This window comes from Sulfuricella denitrificans skB26 (assembly GCF_000297055.2).
GTDB lineage: Bacteria > Pseudomonadota > Gammaproteobacteria > Burkholderiales > Sulfuricellaceae > Sulfuricella > Sulfuricella denitrificans.
Genome location: NC_022357.1, coordinates 1,927,292 through 1,947,251 on the forward strand (window position 1 = coordinate 1,927,292; position 19,960 = coordinate 1,947,251).

Genomic DNA, 19,960 nt, shown 5'->3' on the forward strand with positions numbered 1-19,960 from the left:
TGCTGAGTCCTGAGTCCTTAGTGTTGAGTGTTGCGCCATCGCATCTTTACCCATTACTCAGGACTCGCCACTCAGGACTCAGCACTCTCATTTTCATTTCCCCCGCATGAACAGCCTGTCCAGTTCTTCCATGGAAATCTCACGCCAGGTGGGACGGCCATGATTGCACTGGTCGGCTCGCTCGGTGGCCTCCATTTCACGGAGCAGGGCATTCATTTCCGGCACGGCCAGTTTTCTGTTGGCGCGCACCGAGGCATGGCAGGCTAGCGTAGCGAGCAGTTCGTTGCGCCGCTCGGCGAGCACCCGGTCGGCGCCGAACTCGCGCAATTCCTTGAGCAGATCACGTGCCAGCAATACCGGATCGGCATCTTGCAGCAGCGCCGGCAGCGCCCGCACCGCCAGCGTGGTCGGCGACAGCATGGCGATATCGAAACCCAGCGCGCTGAATGCGGCGGCATGTTCCTCGGCCACTACGACATCCAGCGCCCCGGCATGGAACGAAACCGGGATCAGTAAGGGCTGCATGGCGACGACGCGGTTGTCGAGAGCCGCTTTCAGCTTCTCGTAAGTGACCCGCTCATGAGCGGCGTGCATGTCGACGATCACCAGCCCCTTGGCATTCTGGGCCAGAATGTAAACACCGTGCAGCTGCCCCAGGGCGAAGCCGAGCGGGGGAATTTCCGGCGCCGCTTCGGTCGGCAGTGCAACTTCCGGTCGGCCGATCCGACCGAACATGGTGGCATAAAGATCGGTGCGTTCCGCCACCCCCAGCGGCATGGCCTGCTGCCTGGGATAATTAGCGAATGAAGCCTGGTGCGTCGGCTCGGCCATCGGTGCCGCAGTGGATTCGTGGCGCGCACGGATCGGCGCGGAGAGCGCCTTGTTCAGGGCATGATAAATGAACTGATGGATAGCACGTGCATCGCGAAAACGCACTTCGATCTTGGTGGGGTGAACATTCACGTCCACCCCTTCCGGATCGATTTCGAGAAACAGTGCGAACGCCGGATGGCGGTCGTTATGCAGAATATCCTTGTAAGCCTCGCGGATGGCATGAGCGATCAGCTTGTCGCGCACAAAACGACCGTTGACGTAAAAATACTGGGCATCGCGTCCGCCGCGCGAAAATCCGGGCAGGCTCGCCATACCCCACAGGCGCAAGCTGCCGGCACGCTCGTCCAGAATGACCGAGGCAGCAGCGAACTCATCGCCAAGCAAAGTGGCGGCGCGGCGTTCCATTGGTCCCGCAGGAAGCTGCCAGATTTTGCGTCCGTTATGCTGCAGGGTAAAGCTGATATCGGTACGGCTCAACGCAAGGCGCCGGAACATTTCCTCGCAATGACCATATTCGGTCGCCTCGCTCTTGAGGAACTTGCGCCGCGCCGGGGTGTTGAAGTACAGGTCTTGCACTTCCACCGCCGTACCCGACTCCAGCGCGGCTGGCTGCAGCCCGGTGACGTCACTGCCGGCAGCCTCTACTTTCCAGGCGTGACGCTCCCCCCGTCTGCGGCTGATCAGCGACAGGCGCGACACCGCGGCGATACTGGCCAGCGCTTCACCCCGAAAACCGAGGCTATTCACCGACTCCAGATCGTCGAGTGTAGCTATTTTGCTGGTGGCATGGCGCGCCAGCGCCAACGCCAGCTCCTCCGCGACGATGCCGATACCGTCATCGGCAACACGAAGCTGCTTGATCCCTCCCTGCATCAGGGTAACGGCGATCTCGTTTGCCGCTGCGTCGACACTGTTTTCCAGCAGCTCCTTCAAGGCCGAAGCAGGACGTTCCACCACCTCGCCGGCGGCGATCTGGTTAATGAGCAGGTCGGGCAAAACCCGGATGACAGACATAAAACAATCCGAACAGAACACTAAGATTCATGATTATATCCGTTCTGCCCGGACTATTCGAAACCATCCCTTAGCCGTAGCTGCCATAAAATGATTGTACCGGCATCAATTCAGACCTAGCGCCTGCAGGCAGCCGCCCCGTGTAACGCCATTGTCACAATCGATACGTAATATCGCCTCATGGCATATGCACAATTATCTTTGACACAAACTCAATAATGGCTCAGGTCCGTAGCGTTTTTATCTCGGACGTGCACTTGGGTACCCGCGCCTGCCAGGCTGAACGGCTGCTGGATTTCCTCAAGGAACATCCTTCCGAATACCTGTTCCTGCTGGGCGATATCGTGGATTTCTGGGCCATGAGCCGGGGTGGAATCTACTGGTCTCCGGCACAGAACACCATCGTGCAGAAGCTGCTGCGGCGTTCCCGGCACGGCACCAAAGTGTTTTTTATCCCGGGCAATCACGACGAAGCCCTGCGCGAATATGTCGGCACCTCGTTCGGTGACATCCGCGTCGAATACGAATATGTTCACACCACGGCCAACGGCGAGAATTACCTGCTCCTGCACGGCGACGAGTTCGACCAGGTAACGCGACACCACCGCTGGGTCGCGGTGCTCGGCGACATCTCGTACAATTTCCTGCTGTGGCTCAACATCTGGCTTTCCTGGCTGCGCAGGACGCTTCGCCGTCCAGGCTACTGGTCACTGGCCGGCTATGCCAAGCGCAAGGTCAAGACCGCCATCAGCTTTATTTTTAATTTCGAAGATGCCGTCATCCACCATGCTCGTGAACGCGGCCTGCATGGGGTGATCTGCGGCCATATCCACTGGCCAGCAATGAAGGAAATCAGCGGCCTGGCTTACTTCAATTGCGGCGACTGGGTCGATAGCTGTACCGCCATTGTCGAGCACCTGGACGGCCGCATGGAACTGATCCACTGGGATGGCAGCCTGGCCAGTGGCAAAGAGCTGCCGACCATGGCCGAGGATATCTCAGACTGAATCAGCTGCGCTGCGGATCAAGGCTGGCGGCAGGTATCTCAGCATGGCGCTCGATCACGGCCCGGTAGAACCCGGCCAATCTCTGTGCCAGTACCGCTGCGGACCAGGTTGCCGCATACTCCCTGCCAATTTTCCCCAGACCGGCTGCGTACTCCTTGTCACGCAGCAGCCTGACTGCCTTGGCTGAAAAATCCTCGATATCATCGTCTGCAATCAATACTCCTTGCCCGGGCTTGAGCACATCCTTGGCGCCCATCCTGGCAAGAGACACCAGCGGCACTCCCTGGGCCATGGCCTCCAGCAGCACCAACCCTTGTGTTTCGGTGTGCGATGAAAATACAAAAACATCCGCCGAACGGTAGCAGCCCGGCAGTTCGCGGCGCCGGTCAAGATAGCCAACGAACAGTACGTTGCTCGACAATGACAACTTGTCCACATCCTGCTTCAAACTGGAAAGCGCCGGCCCTTCGCCAGCCACGACCAGCAGCACGTCCGGAATATCCAGCCGAACACGAACCAGTACTTTGATCAGGAAGCCGATGTTTTTCTCGAACGCCACCCTTCCTACATACAACATCACCGGACGCTGCGCCGTGATGCCATGGCGCCGGCGGAAGGCTGCGCCATCGCCGGGTTCGAAACTCTCCGGATCCAGCCCGGTTGGAATCACCTCGGCATGCGTTTCGATGCCATAGTTGCGCAAGGCTTTGAGCATCGCAGACGAAGGTACCACCATCCCGTCGAGATTATTGCACTGGTGGCTCGACAGGCGGCGCGCCATGAAGCGCATAAACTGTTTCGGCAGGAAGGGGACGTAGAAGTAGAGGTATTCCTCGAAGAAGGTATGGTAACTTTCGATCCGAGGCACGCCCAGTTCTCTGGCCAGACGCACCCCCAGATAGTGCGCCACGAATGGTGTCTGAATGTGCACGATATCGAAATCGGACTGATGCAGCCACTCCTTCATCGCCATCACATGCCCGGCCTTCATCATCCGGTCTTCCGGGTCGAGAATCAGGTTGCGGGAAGGAATGCGGTGGATATTGTGCTCATCCTCGGTGATCCGGCCATAGTCCGGTGCGATCAGGTGTACCTCGTGTCCCTGCGCCACCAGTTCACGCCGGAATGTGGCGATAGAGGTGGAAACTCCATTGACGCGAGGAAAATAGACATCCGAGATCATCAGGATTTTCACTGTTCATTCCTCTTCTCAAGTTGGAACAGCACTGAGCCGTCCTCTCCATCATGCCCATCAATCATTTCGAACAGGCCGGAAAAATAGGGAACAGTTATTCTAAGAAAGTCAGATTACAGAATAATGACAGCACCCATGTTGCCATGCCTGTTCCATGCATATCTGGGCGCCTTACTACTGTGGCGCATCAGAATTCACCACACTCGGCTATGCAAATAATTCTTGACTGTTTAGCTTGGTTATTGTCTAATGTCAAGACATTGTCTAAACACAGTTACAGCAAATAATCATGCACTGTGTAGTTATCAATAATTTCAGATTTCAGAAAGGGATGCTTAATATGGAACTTCCAGAGCGCGACGGAGATGGTTATCTCGACGACATGAACATTTGGACAGAAGAGATTGGACGAGCAATGGCGGAAGCAGACGGTTATGTGCTCGATGACGCCAAATGGGCTCAGGTCTTAAAAGCCCGTGAATATTTCGAAGAATTCGGCAGCGTGCCGCCGATACGGAAGTTCGCCAAATACCTGGGCGAAGAACAAAATACCGTATTCAAACTCTGGATGACCGGTCCAATGAAGCCGATCACCAAGTACGGTGGTCTGCCCAAGCCTACTGGCTGCGTTTAACCAGGACTCGCACCGGCACTCGCCGGTGCTTCCAACACGCTTATTTGGCGCTGGCCATCTTTGAACGTGCCAGCGGCGGATTTTTCGCGAAGTAACTCTTGATTCCGCTAAGCATTGCCGCTGCCATTTTGTCCTGATAGGCATCGTCCGAAAGCCTTCTCTCTTCTTCGGGGTTGGAGATAAAGGCGGTTTCCACCAAGATCGAAGGGATGTCCGGCGATTTCAGCACGGCGAAGCTGGCTTGCTCCACCGAACTCTTGTGCAACAGGTTTATCCCACCGAGCTCGCCGAGCACGGCCTTACCTAGTTTGAGGCTGTCGTTGATGGTGGCCGTCTGCGACAAATCGAGCAAGGTCTGTTTGAGGTAAACGTCCTTGACGTCAATGTTGACGCCGCCAATCAGGTCGGCATCGTTCTCTTTCTTTGCCAGCCAGCGCGCTGCAGCGGACGTGGCGCCACGCTCCGACAGCGCGAACACCGAAGAGCCTCGCGCATCGGGCTTGACGAAAGCATCGGCATGGATCGAGACGAACAGGTCGGCCCTGACGTTGCGTGCCTTGACCACCCGGCCATGCAGGGGAATGAAAAAGTCACCATCGCGGATCAGCACGCCGCGCATGTTAGGCTCCGCGTCAACCTGGGCTTTCAGACGTCGGGCAATGGCCAGAGTCACGTCCTTTTCCCTTGAACCATTTCTGCCAAGTGCACCGGGATCCTCTCCACCATGGCCAGCGTCGATCGCAATGGTGATGAGGCGTGATACCTCCGGTTTCCATGCACGCATTTCCGTCCGACCCGGTTTCTCTGCCAACTTTGCCATATCAGCGGACTTTTCGCTGGATGGACTTTCCGATGCGGTGGCAATGGTCAGTTCAGGCGACTTCTCGACTTGCTCTTTGGCGCCCCCCGGTACAGTCACTTCCTTTTTTTCCAGCAACGCCATCAGAGGGTCCGCCGGCTGTAATGGGTAAATATCCAGTACCAAACGGTGACCATAATCTCCGTAGGGCAGCAAGGTGAATATCTGCGGCTTGACCTCACCCTTCAGGTCCAGCACCACACGCACCACACCCGGCTTGTTACGGGCGACGCGCACCAGCTTGATGTAAGGATCATTTGCCGCAACCTTGGCTGCAAGCCCTTCCAGCGCGGAATTGACGTCCACGCCCTCAAGATCGATCACCAGACGATCGGGGTTCTTGACCGCGAGAAACTGATATTTGACCGGACTTGCGGATTCCAGCGTGACCCGCGTGTAATCGTCCGCCGGCCAGACCCGCGCCGAGGTGATGCTGATTTCCGCATGGACGCTTGCCGCTGCGACCAGAAGAAATACAAGCGCTATTCTAATTCCTGCAAGCATAGCCTACCCTTCTCACTGCCCGCCTCAACCGTGACATTCCGACCGGATTCCCGGATATCCAGGGAAATCTTGATGTCCGGCGAGGGTAACAGACCACCCGCCTTTTCCGGCCATTCGACGAGACATACCGAGTTTTCGTTGAAATATTCCCGAAAGCCCGCTTCGTGCCATTCGTCCGGATCATTGAAGCGATAAAAATCAAAGTGATATAAGTATAAGCTAGAAATCACATAAAATTCAACCAATGCATAGGTAGGGCTTTTCACTTTTCCTGCATAACCCAGCGCGCGCAGCATGGCGCGCACCAATGCAGTCTTGCCGGCGCCGAGGTCGCCACTGAGGGTGATCATCAGGCCCGGTTTCAGCACCTTGGCCAGTTCCGCACCGAATGCATCGGTCGCACCTTCATCGGCAAGATGGCGGGTTATTTTCGACTGCCGGGGGTTTTCATCTAAACTATGCACGTGGACACTCTCACTGATTACTCTCATCTGGATTTACGGCAGATTGCCGAAAATATCAAGGCCTGGGGGATGGAACTCGGCTTTCAGGCTATCGGCATTGCCGGTAACGATCTCGGCCAGGCCGAAGCACGCCTGCTGGAATGGCTGGCACAAGGTTGCCATGGCGAGATGGATTATATGGCAAACCACGGCGTCAAGCGCAGCCGTCCGCAGGAACTGGTACCGGGCACGCTACGCGTGATCACGGCGCGCATGGCCTACTTCCCACCCCAGGCGCGCGACAGCATAGCGGTCATGGATGACAGCAGCAAAGCCTTCATCTCGCGCTATGCACTGGGCCGCGACTATCACAAGCTGATCCGGGCCCGGCTGCAAAAGCTGGCGGAAAAAATCCAGAGCGAAATCGGCCCGTTCCAGTTCCGCGCCTTTACCGACAGCGCGCCGGTAATGGAAGTGGAACTCGCCAGCAAAAGCGGGCTGGGCTGGCGCGGAAAGCACTCGCTGTTGCTGTCGCGCTCGTCCGGCTCGTGGTTTTTTCTCGGTGAAATCTATACCGATCTGCCGCTGCCCATCGACGAACCCGAGCAAAACCACTGCGGCACCTGCACCCGCTGCATGACCTCCTGCCCCACCGATGCGATCGTCGCACCCTATCAGGTGGATGCACAGCGCTGCATCTCCTACCTCACCATCGAGCTCAAAGGCAGCATCCCGGAAGAACTGCGCCCCCTGATCGGCAATCGCGTCTACGGCTGCGACGACTGCCAGCTAGCCTGCCCGTGGAACAAATTCGGCCAACTCACGCGCGAGCCGGATTTCGCCGTGCGCCATGGCCTGGACGATGCAAAACTGACCGCACTTTTCCGCTGGAGTGAAGAAGAGTTCGATGCCCGGCTGGCCGGCAGCCCTATCCGCCGCATCGGCCATGAACGCTGGCTGCGCAACATTGCCGTCGGACTGGGCAATGCCCTGCCGTCAGATGATGTGATCGCCGCCCTGCAATCCCGCCTGGACCACCCGTCCGTTCTGGTGCGGGAGCATGTAGTCTGGGCACTGGAAAGACAGATCAGTCGTCGAGAGTAGTCAGAAATGCCAGGATATCGCGGATTTCTTCGGGCTTGAGCAGGTTCAGGACATCCTTGCTGGGATCCTTCATATCCACGTCGTGGATGCGCTCACCTTTGATGAACTTCTCGACCTGACGTTTCAGGTAAGTTGTGTACTGGCCAGCCAGCATTGGCACGGTTTTGTGCCCCATCCCGTCCTTCTTGTGGCAAGAAGAACATTCGGTCTTGTAGATCTTGGCCCCGACATCCACATCCCCTTCTGAACGCGGAATGTTCAGCACCTTCTCCACCGCCAGCAACCGGGTCAGCGCGTCATCCGATTCCTTGAATACCGGAAAGGAAGTATCCAGCTTGATCGAAGCCAAATAAGCCGCGATATGGACAAGATCCTCATCCGGCAACTCGCGCTCCTCGGTGTAGGGGAACATCGGCAAGTTAGTCCGCTTGCGATCTTTGAACTTGTGCAGTTGATCCATCAGATATTCGACATTCTGCCCCGCCAGCCGAGGATATTCACCCTTTTTGCCGCCCTGCCCAGAATCACCGTGGCAGGCTGCACAAACACCGTTGATCTGGTGCCCGGCTTCAGGATCTGCCTTGAGCGCCGCAATGGCGGCGGAAATATGGGTAGCAACCGGCTTATTAGTGAATGTAGGTTCCGACGTCTCGGACGCCGGCGTCTTGATCGATGACTTGACCGACTTCTTGGCTCCCGGCTTGTCGGCGGCGGTACCAATCACGGGAGTTAGCACCAAGGCTGCCAGCAGCAACAAAATACGATTTCTTTGTTTTACATACACTTGTTCAGTCTCCACGCTAAATAAATTGATCCAAATCAATGGTAATTCTACGACAAAACCGCTGTTTGCGCACCTTGACCATAACCGGCCGAACACTCAGAATGGCGGCCTGCTTATGTGGAAAATCTTATGATGAATCCGAACTCCAGCAATCCCATCGGTGTTTTCGATTCCGGCGTGGGCGGCCTCACCGTGGTACGCGCCCTGATGGAACGCTTGCCGTTCGAGAACATCGTCTATTTCGGCGACACCGCGCGCGTGCCCTACGGTGTAAAATCGGTCGAAACCATCGCCCACTACACCACTCAGATCGCAGAATTCCTGCTCGCCAAAGAGGTCAAGCTGCTGGTCGTTGCCTGCAACACCATGGCAGCGGTAGCCTCGCAGGTAGTCAAAGATCTTTCCCCGGTTCCGGTGCTGGACGTGATCGACGCCGGCGCACTCGGCGCCATCGCCACCACGGCAAAAAAACAGGTGGGCGTGATCGGCACCCCCACCACCATCAACAGCAACGCCTATGCCCGCGCCATCCACCAGTACGAGCCCGAGGTGCGGATTTTCTCCCAGGCTTGCCCGCTATTAGTGCCGCTGGTCGAGGAAGGCTGGCTGGATCACCCGGTCACGCGACTGACCGCGCAGGAATACCTGAAACCGGTACTGGCGCAAGACATTGACACCCTGGTGCTGGGCTGCACCCATTACCCCCTGCTCAAGCCGCTGCTGCAGGATGTAGTGGGGCCAGGGGTACGATTGGTGGATTCGGCCGAAGCGATGGCTGAGGAAACCGCTGCACTGCTCACCGAAATGAACCTGTCCAATCCGCAGCGCACGGCTCCACACTACGATTTTTTCGTCACCGATGTACCGCTCCGCTTCCAGACCATCGGCGAGCGCTTCCTCGGCCGCACGCTGTCCAATGTGCATGTAGTGAAATGGTAACTACTTGAACTCGTAACCCTTGCCGAACAACCCCAGACATACATCCACCACCGCGGCGTCGTACAGCCTGCCGCGATTCTCCCTGATCTCCGCCAGCGCCTTCTCGGTGCCAAGCCCCGGCCGATAGGGGCGGTACGAGGCCATTGACTCAACCACGTCGGCCACGCACAGGATGCGCGCACCGAGCATGATCTCGTCGCCCTTCAGCCCACGCGGGTAACCGCTGCCGTCCAGATGTTCATGGTGCTGGTACACCATCTGCGCCACCGGCCAGGGGAATTCGATATTTTTCAGAATGTCATAGCCAGCTTGGACATGAACCTTGATCAGTGCATATTCAATCTCCCCAAGCTTGCCGGGAAAGCTCAGGATTTCGGCTGGGATGTGGATTTTTCCGATGTCGTGGATGGTGGCGGCAAGGTAAATACCGTGCACCTCTTCAGCCGGCAGGTGCATTTCCTCGGCGATGTGCTGGGCGAGCCCGGCGACGCGGCGCTGGTGCCCGGCGGTGTAGGGGTCGCGCATCTCGATGGTCGTGGCGATGGCCTGAACAGTTTCCTCCATACTGTTTTCCAGCTGCTCCAGGCTGTGCTTGCGCTCGGCTTCGAGCCGCTCGCGCTCGGTGATGTCTTGAGCGGCGCCGTCCCACACCACGCTGCCGTCCTCCTGCGCGCTCGGCATGGCGTTGAGCAGGATATGCCTGACCCCACCCGCCCGGTCAAGCCAGCGAAAAGCCTGGTTCAGGCGGATCGCCCCTGCCTCGCACCGGGCCAGCGCCGCCTCGTAGCCTTGCCGGTCCTCGACGTGAAGTCCGTCAATGAACGCCGCCGCATCGGCCAGCAGTTCATCCGGAGGCAGCCCCAGCACCTCGCTGGAGCCCTTGCTGACATAGGTGAAGCGGGCCTTTCCATCCGGATAGCGCAGCATCTGGTACAGCATTTCCGGCACGTTGTCCGCCATGCTGATAAAACGGTGCTCCGAGGCGATGCGCGCGAGCGTGGTGTCGAACAGGCCCGCCACAGCAAGATAGACATTGAGCAGCTCCCTGGACAAGGGCGCGACGGTGCGGTGACCCACCAGCATCACGGTCGCGGTGCTGCGACCCTCGGTCAAGGGCAGGAAAGCGACCGAACAGGCCGGCGGCAAGTTCAGCGTTTCGGTTGCAAGAAAGCCGCTTTCCAGCACCTGGATAATAGTATTTCCTGCCGCCTCGACCAGGCGTGGACAAAGGCTTGTATCTGCCGGACTGCAGGAATGGACGATAATCCGCCCGTTCGGGTGCCGGCCGGCAAAGGCGACGATGTCCGCGCCAAAAAAGCGAGTCACCACCTTCCCCAGCTCGGTCCAGACATCCCGATCGCTGGTGAGTCCTGCCAAGTACTGAGCCGTCTTGATCACGGCATTGAAATGCGGGTTTTGTCCGGAGAACGGTTCGCTCATCAGACCTCCCGTAGCGGCTGAAGATACAGATTTTCGAAAAATGCCTGTTCGAAATCAGCATAGTGCGCCAGATTGACAAGCCGGGCACGGCTGCGCAACTTTTTCAACCGCTCCGCCGCCAGCGACGACAGCATTATGTCACAGCAGCCGGCGAGGGCAGTGTTGCCGGCAAGCTCCACCGTTTCCGGCGGCACCGGCGGCAACAACCCGATCGCCTGGGCGCTGCCGACATCCAGATAGCGCCCGAATGCCCCGCCCACGCAGACCCGCTGCAGATCCTTCAGGCCCACCCCGGCATGGACACACAGCGCCCTGATGCCGACCCCGATGGCGGCTTTGGCGCGCTGCAACAGGTCCACATCGCCCTTGGTCAGGGTCAACTCGGTTCCGCCAGCACTGAAAGCGTATCCGGCTTCACCGCCGAAAAACTTGCCGGCGCTGGTCAACCTGCCGGAATCGAGCAGGCACGCGACCAGATCCACCAGGCCCGACCCGCATAGACCCTTGGCGCGGTCGTCACCGATGATCTGGCAGTCCACGCCCCCATCCGCATCCAGCCTCACCCGGAACACCGCACCGGCCTCCGCCGGCGCGCCGCAGCTGATGCCACTGCTTTCGAATGCCGGGCCGCCTGCGGAAGAGGTCACCCACAGCTCATCGCCGCTCCACAGCGCAATCTCGGAATTGGTGCCGAAATCGATGAACAATGCCGGCGCTACCCCCTCTGTAAAGCGCGTGGACACCAACCCAGCCAGCAGGTCAGAACCGACGAACCCAGCCAGCGGGGCAACCACGTCGACCTCAGCCTTCGAGCTGACCTGCCATTCCTCCACCCAGCTCGAAGTTTCCAGGGGCGTGCAATCCACCGGCTGCGTCCAGTAATCCGGCTGAAGCAGTAGCCCGAAATTGCGGCCTGAAAGCAAGGCCAGCATCGCCGTGTTGCCAACCACCGTGACATTAACAACGCGGCGCGGATCGAAGCCCTCGCGCGTGGCGATGTCGAGCAGCGCCTCCCCGATCGCCGCCACCGCAAGCCGGCTCATTTCCCGTGCCGCATCGGGCGACTCAGCCGCCGCCGCAAGACGGGTAACCACGTCGGCGCCAAAATCCTGCTGCGGGTTGCGCCCCCAGCGGTCAGATAGCCATCGTCCCTTGGCCAGATCGAACAGCGACAAGCACACATGCGTCGTACCCAAATCCACCGCCATGCCACACGGATGCTTGACCCCTGGCGGCAGCCACCTCCCCTCCTCCGCCTTTTCGCGGAGTGTGTGCAGCAAAGCCGTATCCGGGGACGATTTCCAGTTCGACGGTGGAGCGGGGTTAAGGATTTCGACTTGCATGTCGTGGCGAGGACTGACTTGGCAGGCCAGCCGCACCCCTTGGGAAATCTGCGCCGAAGTCAGGTGCAGACGCTCGTTCTGCGTCAGCTCGCTGGCTTCTCCTCCAGCCACGTGCACCCGGCACAGACCGCACGCGCCAATGCCGCGGCAGCCGGAGCGCACGCGAAAATCGGTCGCATCCAGGATCTCGCGGACTGACGGACCGAGTTCAAAAGGAATGCGGTGGGTCTCGCCGTCGATGCTGAGGATCAGCTCCGGCATGCCTCATCCTCCTCGGCACGCCGCCACCATGGCGGCGATGTTTTCCGGCTTTGCTTCGGGCGGAATTTCGCAGCCGGATGAAAGCAGGAAGCCTCCCCGCTCAGCAAATGCAGCGACCAGCCGGGAAGCGGCGGCGGTCACTTCGTCCGGCGACGCCTCGACGAACAGCAGCGACTTCAGGTTGCCGTCGAGACAGGTGTGGGGGAGCAGCTGCTGCGCCCGCTGCGGCTCGACGTAGTAGTCGAAGTTGGCGATATCCGCCCCGGCTTCGGGATAATAGGGCAGGGTGGTTTCGGTCGGCCCGGCGATGTTGAGCCAGTTGGCCAGAGCCCCGGCCTGCCGGAACGAGGCGAAGACCCGCTGCAGCCTGGGCAGCAGCAGTTCGCGGAAAAACTGCGGCGGCACCACCGCCGGTGAAGCGGAGGGATCGAACACGATGGGCAGATGGACGCCCGCCTCGATCTGGGCAGTGCCGTAGCGGATCGCGACTGCGGCGGAAAAATCGAGGATTTTTTCGAACCGTACCGGATCGTCCGCCGCCAGGTAGAGCGCGGTTTCGATGCCGAGCAACTGGGTCGCCAGGGTCATCGGACCGGCAACGCAGCCGGCCACCAGCACCGTATCGTCCAGCTCGTGGCGCAGAATTCCCGCCGTCCGCAACAGCTCCGGCATACGCCCGGCAGCGGCGGGGTCGGGCACGGCCAGCGCCGACACGCTGCTGGAGGGCGCGAGCACATAGGAAGCCACATCCGGATACTGGTTGTCGTGGTATCGCAGAATGGAGCCGACCGCCTCGGTCTCCACGCATAAATCCATGAAGGCGAACACGATGTCGTGCCCATAGTGTTCCAGGGCCTCAATCTGGCAGCGCGCCAGCAGGCAGCCGTCACGCAGGTAATCTCCCAGCGCCACGCCGGCCAGCGTAGCGGCGTGGCCGAACAGTTGCGGCACGACGGGCGTGCGGTCGACCGGAGCAAAAGCGATCGCAGCCTTGATCCGTTCCAGGCTGTTCATAATAAAGCCCCCCGCACCAGGCTATCCAGGTAGCGCGCCCCGTCGAATGCTGTTTCCGCCACGTAATCCACGTTCAGCGCTTCGGCCGAGGACTGCTTCAGCGCGGCGCCGCCCGCCACCACCCTGATGCCACCCAGGCCGTGCTCGACCAGCGCGGACCTGACTTTGCGCACCTGCGGAATGACCGGCGTGATCAGGCCGCTTACCAGAACGGCATGGGCGCGCTCGCGCCCGGCCGCATTCACCAGGGTTTCCACCGGGCAGTCCTTGCCCAGATCGACCACCCGGTAACCCTTGCCGATCAGCACCATCTTGGTGATGTTCTTGCCCAAGTCATGGACATCGCCCTCCAGCGTGGCGATGACGAAGGTATCGCGGCCCTGCTCCGGCGGCACACCCTCCGGATAAAGCTCGTTCACCACGGCGGATACCGCGCGCCCGACCAGCATGATTTCGAGCAGGTTGAAGCTTTCCACGGTGCACTTGTCATCGAGCCGCTGCATCGCCGCTTCCAGCCCTTCCGTCACGATCCGCTCGGACGCCATGCCTGCAATGCGCAGCCGCCTGGCCTCGGTCAGTGCAGCGGCGTGGCCCCCTTCCAGCAGGACCTCCACCAGCTTGTTCATTTCCGGGTTGATCATGGCGACCGTATTCAGGACAAAGCAGATACTTTCATTGTAGTGCTCTGCAAGCTCGGCAAAAGGAAAAATCGAATTCCTGCCGCATCGCCTTTAATAGTGCGCGTGACCCTCGTCCTCTTCGTCGGCATCCAGCGGCCATAGCTGGTGCGCATCGAGCAACAGGCGATAACGGGTTTCGGCCGCATCCAGGCGCGCCAGCGCGGCCGCCAGATTAGCTTCCAGCGCCTGTCTGCGCGCTGTCAGCACTTCCGGCAAACCCATCTCGCCTAGCGAATAGGCGCGCGCCATCAATTCGGCATTGCCGCGCATCTTCTCGGCTACGCTCTGGGCGCTTTGCCAGCCGCCGTAGGCAGCCTGGGCTGCCGCAAAGCTGTTGACCGACTCGGCAGTGACCTTGCGCAAAATAGCCGCCTCGCGCTGTGCCGCCATCTCCGCCATTGCCCTGCCTTCGTCTGCCCGAGCCGAACGCGCGCCACCGGGGAAGGGAAACGACACATGCAGGCCGACGATGTGCTCGGCGCTGTCCCGTTCACCGCCAAAACGCAAGCCAACGGTGGGGTCAGGAAGTTTGTCGGCGGACGAGCGTTCCGAGTGCAGCCTTCCCAGCGACGCCTCGCTACGCGCCACACCAAGTTCGTGGTTGTGCCTGAGAATTTCTTCCTGCCAGTATTCCAGCCCCTGCTGCAAAGGCACAGGAGCCGACGCAGGCACCGATGCCGGCAGGGAAATCGCCGGAAAGCGCTGGCCGAGCTCATTGGCAGCCACCTGCTCACGCAGCCTGGCCTGGTATAGCGTGCTTTCTGCCTGCGCCACAGCGGCTTCGGCAAGGTCGATTTCCAGCCGCGGCGCATCGCCCGCGCGCACCCGCTTGGCGACGATTCCAGCCTGCTTCTTCAACAGTTCCACTTGATTCGCCCATTGCTGCGACTGAGACCGCTCCCGGTTCCAGGAAAACCAGGCCTTGAGTAGAACACGCCCCGTTTCATGCAGCGCATCGCCATACAGGGTGTGCGAACGCTCCACCTCGACATTGCCCATCTTGCCGTCGAGCGCGGCCTTGCCGGGCAGGCGGATAGCCCTCTCCAGCCCGATATCCCATTCCCGGTAACGCTCGGAGGGATTGATGCTGCGCCGCTGCCCCATCACGCGCATGATGACCTCGTGCTCGCCAGCCTGCAGGCGCTGGCGCACCGCCTCGCCGACCTTGATGCCGGCCTGGGCGGACAGCACATCAGGGCTGCTCCTGATCGCTGCCTCAACGGCTGCCGGCGATGGCAGATCGGGATAATTGACCAATGTTTCAGCTGCCATTGTGGGCAGTGGGACCGAGAGCATGATAAATAAAAGCATTCTGTTCATGCGAACCTCCCGAATTCATTGATTGGAGCTATCCAGTAAACGATATCCCGGCTCGGCAGGGTTTCCTTGAAATGGGCGATCAGCGTCTGTGCATCCTCATGCTCCATCGCCACCTCCATCTTCACCCGCCGCGCACGGCCTCTTACCTGCTCGTTGACGCTGTGGTAGACGGCAACCTGGCCGTGGCCCTCAACCTCGTAAGTGGTAAAACCGCATGCCAGCTCAGGGTGCTCAAGCAAGTGGTCTATCATGTCCTCCTCCAGCGCCTTGGAAAAAACGATGGTCAGACAACAATCCGGTTGTTTCATTTTTTATCCTCTCCGACCACGCCGAACCGCTGGTAAAGCAGCGGCAGGATGATCAATGTCAACAGTGTCGAGCTCAGCAGGCCGCCGATCACCACGATCGCCAACGGCTTCTGAATCTCCGAGCCGGGGCCGCTGGCGAACAGCAGTGGAACCAGACCGAAAGCAGTGATACTGGCGGTCATCATCACCGGCCGCAGGCGACGCCGGGAGCCCTCCACCACCACTTCAATCAGCGTCATGCCCTGATCCCGCAGCTGGTTGAAATAACTCACCATCACCACCCCGTTCAGCACCGCAATACCCAGCAGTGCGATGAATCCGACCGACGCCGGGACCGACAGGTATTCGCCCGAGAGCCACAGCGCCCACACGCCCCCGATCAGGGCGAAGGGAATGTTGGCGAAGACCAGCCACGCCTGGCGCATCGAACCGAAGGTGGCGAACAACAGCAGATGGATCATGGCCAGAGCCACAGGGACCACGATGGCGAGCCGTGCTGCGGCGCGTTGCTGGTTCTCGAACTGGCCGCCCCAGGTGAGACTGTAGCCGGCTGGCGATGGCGCCAGTTTCTCCACCGCCAGCTTCGCCTCCTCGACAAAACTGACCAGGTCGCGGCCGCGCACGTTGCTTTGCACCACGGCGTAGCGCTGCGAGTTTTCCCGATCGATCTTGACCGGTCCATCCACCCGCTTGAGGTGAGCCACACTCGCCAGCGGCACGCTCTGGCCGGAAGGCAGGGTCAGGCGCAGGTCAGCGAACACCGCCGGGATATCGCGCACGGCATCGCTGCCGCGAAGCAATACCGGCGTGCGCCGCACGCCTTCCATCACCATGCCCAGCACCTGACCTTCAAGCTGGGAGCGCAGGGCGTTGCCGATCTCATCTACCGTCAGCCCCATACGTCCTGCGGCAAGGCGGTCGATCTCGATTTGCATGTACTGCACCCCATCGTTCATCACCCGGTAAACGTCCTCGCTACCCTTGATGCCCTTGAGCACGGTCTCGATTTTTTCCGCCTGCTGGTTGAGGGTGGCGAGATCGGGACCGAAAACCTTCACCGCGACGTCGCCGCGCACGCCGATGACCATCTCGGAAACACGCATATCGATGGGCTGGGTGAAGCTGTGGGAGATACCGGGAAAGTCCTTGAGCACCTCGCGCAACTGGTCGGTGAGCCATTCCTTGTCCGGCTTGCGCCACTGATCGCGCGGCTTCAGCACCAGGAAAGTATCGGTCTGGTTAAAGCCCATCGGATCAAGACCCAGTTCGTCCGAACCCGCGCGCGCCACTATCCCTTTCACTTCCGGCACCCGCGCCATGATCGCTTGCTGCAGGCGCAGATCCAGCGCCATCGATTCCTCCAGGCTAATAGAAGGCAATTTCTCCACGCCGATGATGATATCGCCCTCATCCATCGTCGGCATGAAGGTCTTGCCGATCATCGGATAAACCGCCACCGTCATGGCCAGCGCAGCCACCGCGCCGATGGCCACCAGCTTGGCATGCTTGAGTGCCCAGCCGAGTGCTGGCATGTAAACCGCAGTGAGCTTGCGCACCAGCCACGGGTCACCATGGGCGCCCTGTTTCAACATGTAGGACGCCAGCACCGGGATCGCGGTGAGCGACAGGATCAGCGAGCCGGCCAGCGCGAACACAATGGTCAGCGCCACCGGGATGAACAGCTTGCCTTCCAGACCCTGCAAGGTCAGCAGAGGCAGGAACACCACGATGATGATCACCACGCCGGAGGCCACCGGCATCACCACTTCCTTGACCGCCCGATAAATCACATGCAGATGCGGGATATTCTTCGAACTCTGGTCGTGGGCGAGATGTGAAACCACGTTCTCCACCACGACCACAGCGGCGTCCACCAGCATACCGATGGCGATGGCAAGTCCGCCCAGGCTCATCAGGTTGGCCGACATTCCGAATAAACTCATCAGAATAAAAGTGAACAGCGCTGCCAGCGGCAGCGTGACCGCCACCACGATGGCGGCACGCAGATTTCCTAAAAACAGCAGGAGCAGAATCACCACCAGAACGATCGCTTCCATCAACGCCCTGGAAACTGTGCCGACAGCGCGCTCCACCAGACTGCCACGATCATAGAAAATCTCGGTCTTTACGCCGGGCGGGAACGAAGGCGCGATTTCCTTCAGTCTCGCTTTGACGCCGTTCACCACGGTCTGCGCATTAGCACCGCGCAAGCCCAGCACCAGCCCTTCCACTGCCTCACCCTTGCCATCCTTGGTGACAGCGCCATAACGACTCAGGTTGCCAATGCGCACCTTTGCCACGTCGCCCACGCGGACCGCCTGGCCGTCGCGGTTACTGACGACGATGGCGCGCAGGTCGTCGAGGCTCTTGATCGCCCCCTCGCTACGCACCAGCAGAACTTCCTCGCCATCCTTGAGTCGGCCAGCACCGTCATTACGATTATTGACCTCCAGAGCCTGCTGCAACTGTGCCATGGCAATGCCGCGCGCCTGCATGGCCGCGTTGTCCGGCACCACTTCAAAGGTGCGCACCAGGCCACCCAGCGCATTGACATCCGCCACGCCCGGCAAGGTACGCAACGCCGGGCGGATCACCCAGTCGAGCAAGGCGCGCCGTTCCAGCGGGGTGAGATCACCGCCTTCGATGGTAAACATCAGCATTTCGCCCAGCGGCGTGGTGATCGGCGCAAGTCCGCCACTGACGCCGGCGGGCAGGTCTTTCATTACCCCGCCCAAGCGTTCCGCCACCTGATTGCGCGCCCAGTAGATGTCGGTACCATCCTCGAAATCGATGGTGATGTCGGTCAGCGCATACTTCGATACCGAACGCAGGATTTTCTTGTAAGGGATGCCCAGGAGTTCCACCTCGATCGGCGCCACGATGCGCGACTCGACCTCCTCCGGCGTCATCCCCGGCGCCTTGATGATGACCTTGACCTGGGTCGATGAAACATCGGGAAAAGCATCGATCGGCAATTTCTTGAAGGCGAACGCACCCGCAGCGATGAGTATCAAGGTGGTCACGATCACCGCCAGCCGCTGGGTGAGGGCAAATTCGATTATCCGCGTCAGCATTATTCGCCTCCCGCCGCCAGCCCTTGCCACATCGCCTTGAGCGAAACCGTGCCGCTCACTGCGATGCGCTCGTCACCCTTGAATTCCGCAATCACCACACTGTTCCCCGCCGTCTCACCACCCAGCTTCACTGACTTGGCGAGAAAGCCCGTCGTAGTCTGCACGAATACATAGGCTTGCTCGCGCTGCCGCACCAACGCGCTATTGGGTACATGCCAGTGCTTGTCATCACTGTCCACGGCCAGCACGGCCTCGACGAACTGGCCAGGACGCAGATTCTCCGCGCCCTGGCGGATCTCGGCACGCACCGTCACGGTCTGACTGCCTTCCTCCACGCCACGACCGATTTGCGCCACTTTTCCACTTGCCTGATAAGCCGGCACGCTAACCGCTCCACCTGCCTTCAGGCCGGCAACCTGTGCCAGCGGCGCCTGAATGTCCAACCACAGCGGCACGATCTGTGCCAGTTTGGCCAATGGCATGGCCGCCTCAATACGCTGGCCCGGTACCGCCATCAATTCAAGCGCGACACCATTGACCGGCGCGGTGATCTCGATGGTGCTGAACATGGCATGGCTCTTTTCCAGCCGCTGCAATGCGGCGGAGCTCAGGCCTGCAAGCGCAAGAGCCTGGCGGCGCTCGGACAATGCCGCCACCGCTTCGACGTGACGGCCCTTTGCGGCAAGATATCGGCTTTCGGCGACTATGCCTTCCTTGAACAATTTCTCATCGCGGCTCAGTGATTCGCGTGCCAGTTGCTCCTGTGTCGCCGCCTGCAGGAAGCCGCGCTGAATTTCCACCAAGCCTGGGCTCTGCAAACGAGCCAGAACCTGACCTTTTTTTACCACCTGATTGGGCGACACTAATATAGTTTCAACCATCCCGGCAAGCGGTGCACTGACAATGTGCAACTGATGGTTCGGTATCACCACCCTCGCAGGCAATCCTTTTCCGCCCGTCGTGACAGTACTGGCGAGCGGTGCCGTAGCTACGCCCATAGCCTTGGCCTGAGCCGGGGACAACTTGATTTCATCGCCAGCTTGCAGCGGTGTTGCAACAATAAAACCGCATAGCAACAGCGCTCCCAGGGAAGCGCGCAAATATTGCGCTTTCCGCATATCTGTCTCCTTAAAAAATACGAAATAGACCCGCCATTTCTCCAGCGAGAAAACGGCAGCAAAGATGATGCACCAGCTAACTTAA

At 59.8% G+C, this 19,960-nt stretch carries 17 protein-coding genes; 4 read left to right on the plus strand and 13 right to left on the minus strand.

The features are described 5' to 3' along the window. Positions 1–93 precede the first annotated feature (93 nt). The gene (gene mutL, locus SCD_RS09400; RefSeq protein ID WP_009204904.1) at positions 94–1,848 is read right to left on the minus strand and encodes a DNA mismatch repair endonuclease MutL; all 1,755 of its coding nucleotides are present in this window, start codon (positions 1,846–1,848) and stop codon (positions 94–96) included. 218 nt (positions 1,849–2,066) lie between these two features. Here mutL and SCD_RS09405 point away from each other — a divergent pair, with 218 nt between their 5' ends. Then, positions 2,067–2,855, plus strand: coding sequence for a UDP-2,3-diacylglucosamine diphosphatase (locus tag SCD_RS09405; RefSeq protein WP_009204905.1), 789 nt, complete (start codon positions 2,067–2,069; stop codon positions 2,853–2,855). 1 nt (position 2,856) lies between these two features. On the opposite strand, the gene SCD_RS09410 is transcribed toward SCD_RS09405, so the two are convergent. Next, positions 2,857–4,050, minus strand: a complete 1,194-nt coding sequence (locus tag SCD_RS09410; protein ID WP_009204906.1) for a glycosyltransferase — start codon at positions 4,048–4,050, stop codon at positions 2,857–2,859. Positions 4,051–4,390: 340 nt separating this feature from the next. Between SCD_RS09410 and SCD_RS09415 the strand changes: the two genes are divergently transcribed. Beyond that, positions 4,391–4,684: a TusE/DsrC/DsvC family sulfur relay protein gene (locus SCD_RS09415; protein WP_009204907.1), complete on the plus strand. Its 294-nt coding sequence runs from the start codon at positions 4,391–4,393 to the stop codon at positions 4,682–4,684. Between the two features lie 40 nt (positions 4,685–4,724). Here SCD_RS09415 and SCD_RS09420 read toward each other — a convergent pair whose 3' ends face one another. Together SCD_RS09420 and tsaE are read right to left on the minus strand one after the other, a co-directional pair. After that, on the minus strand, positions 4,725–6,047 hold the full coding sequence (locus SCD_RS09420) for an N-acetylmuramoyl-L-alanine amidase (protein ID WP_009204908.1): 1,323 nt from the start codon (positions 6,045–6,047) through the stop codon (positions 4,725–4,727). Beyond that, positions 6,026–6,538 carry a tRNA (adenosine(37)-N6)-threonylcarbamoyltransferase complex ATPase subunit type 1 TsaE gene (gene tsaE, locus SCD_RS09425; RefSeq protein WP_009204909.1) on the minus strand — a complete coding sequence of 171 codons (513 nt, stop codon included), beginning with the start codon at positions 6,536–6,538 and terminating at the stop codon, positions 6,026–6,028. Before tsaE ends, SCD_RS09420 begins: the two co-directional genes overlap by 22 nt. On the opposite strand from tsaE, the gene queG reads away from it, so the two are divergent. Next, positions 6,506–7,594, plus strand: coding sequence for a tRNA epoxyqueuosine(34) reductase QueG (gene queG / locus SCD_RS09430; RefSeq protein ID WP_009204910.1), 1,089 nt, complete (start codon positions 6,506–6,508; stop codon positions 7,592–7,594). The two genes, tsaE and queG, sit on opposite strands and share 33 nt — an antisense overlap. Here queG and SCD_RS09435 read toward each other — a convergent pair. Next, positions 7,578–8,378, minus strand: coding sequence for a c-type cytochrome (locus SCD_RS09435; protein WP_161626931.1), 801 nt, complete (start codon positions 8,376–8,378; stop codon positions 7,578–7,580). The two genes, queG and SCD_RS09435, sit on opposite strands and share 17 nt — an antisense overlap. A 129-nt stretch (positions 8,379–8,507) precedes the next feature. Here SCD_RS09435 and murI point away from each other — a divergent pair, with 129 nt between their 5' ends. Continuing rightward, positions 8,508–9,317, plus strand: coding sequence for a glutamate racemase (gene murI, locus SCD_RS09440; protein WP_009204912.1), 810 nt, complete (start codon positions 8,508–8,510; stop codon positions 9,315–9,317). Here murI and SCD_RS15735 read toward each other — a convergent pair whose 3' ends face one another. The 8 genes from SCD_RS15735 to SCD_RS09480 form a co-directional block, all read right to left on the minus strand. Beyond that, positions 9,318–10,757 carry an HD-GYP domain-containing protein gene (locus SCD_RS15735; protein WP_009204913.1) on the minus strand — a complete coding sequence of 480 codons (1,440 nt, stop codon included), beginning with the start codon at positions 10,755–10,757 and terminating at the stop codon, positions 9,318–9,320. Then, positions 10,757–12,361: an ASKHA domain-containing protein gene (locus SCD_RS09450; protein WP_009204914.1), complete on the minus strand. Its 1,605-nt coding sequence runs from the start codon at positions 12,359–12,361 to the stop codon at positions 10,757–10,759. The genes SCD_RS15735 and SCD_RS09450 overlap by 1 nt, the downstream gene beginning before the upstream one ends. 3 nt (positions 12,362–12,364) lie before the next feature. After that, entirely contained in the window at positions 12,365–13,375 is a 1,011-nt protein-coding gene (locus tag SCD_RS09455; RefSeq protein ID WP_009204915.1) for a uroporphyrinogen decarboxylase family protein, read from the minus strand. Then, complete coding sequence (locus tag SCD_RS09460; RefSeq protein WP_009204916.1) at positions 13,372–14,016, minus strand: cobalamin B12-binding domain-containing protein; 645 nt, start codon at positions 14,014–14,016, stop codon at positions 13,372–13,374. Before SCD_RS09460 ends, SCD_RS09455 begins: the two co-directional genes overlap by 4 nt. Positions 14,017–14,106: 90 nt before the next feature. Beyond that, positions 14,107–15,375, minus strand: coding sequence for a TolC family protein (locus tag SCD_RS09465; RefSeq protein ID WP_009204917.1), 1,269 nt, complete (start codon positions 15,373–15,375; stop codon positions 14,107–14,109). After that, the gene (locus SCD_RS09470; RefSeq protein WP_009204918.1) at positions 15,372–15,683 is read right to left on the minus strand and encodes a DUF3240 family protein; all 312 of its coding nucleotides are present in this window, start codon (positions 15,681–15,683) and stop codon (positions 15,372–15,374) included. Before SCD_RS09470 ends, SCD_RS09465 begins: the two co-directional genes overlap by 4 nt. Then, the gene (locus tag SCD_RS09475; RefSeq protein ID WP_009204919.1) at positions 15,680–18,757 is read right to left on the minus strand and encodes an efflux RND transporter permease subunit; all 3,078 of its coding nucleotides are present in this window, start codon (positions 18,755–18,757) and stop codon (positions 15,680–15,682) included. Before SCD_RS09475 ends, SCD_RS09470 begins: the two co-directional genes overlap by 4 nt. Continuing rightward, on the minus strand, positions 18,757–19,875 hold the full coding sequence (locus SCD_RS09480) for an efflux RND transporter periplasmic adaptor subunit (RefSeq protein ID WP_009204920.1): 1,119 nt from the start codon (positions 19,873–19,875) through the stop codon (positions 18,757–18,759). The genes SCD_RS09475 and SCD_RS09480 overlap by 1 nt, the downstream gene beginning before the upstream one ends. Positions 19,876–19,960: the final 85 nt, after the last annotated feature.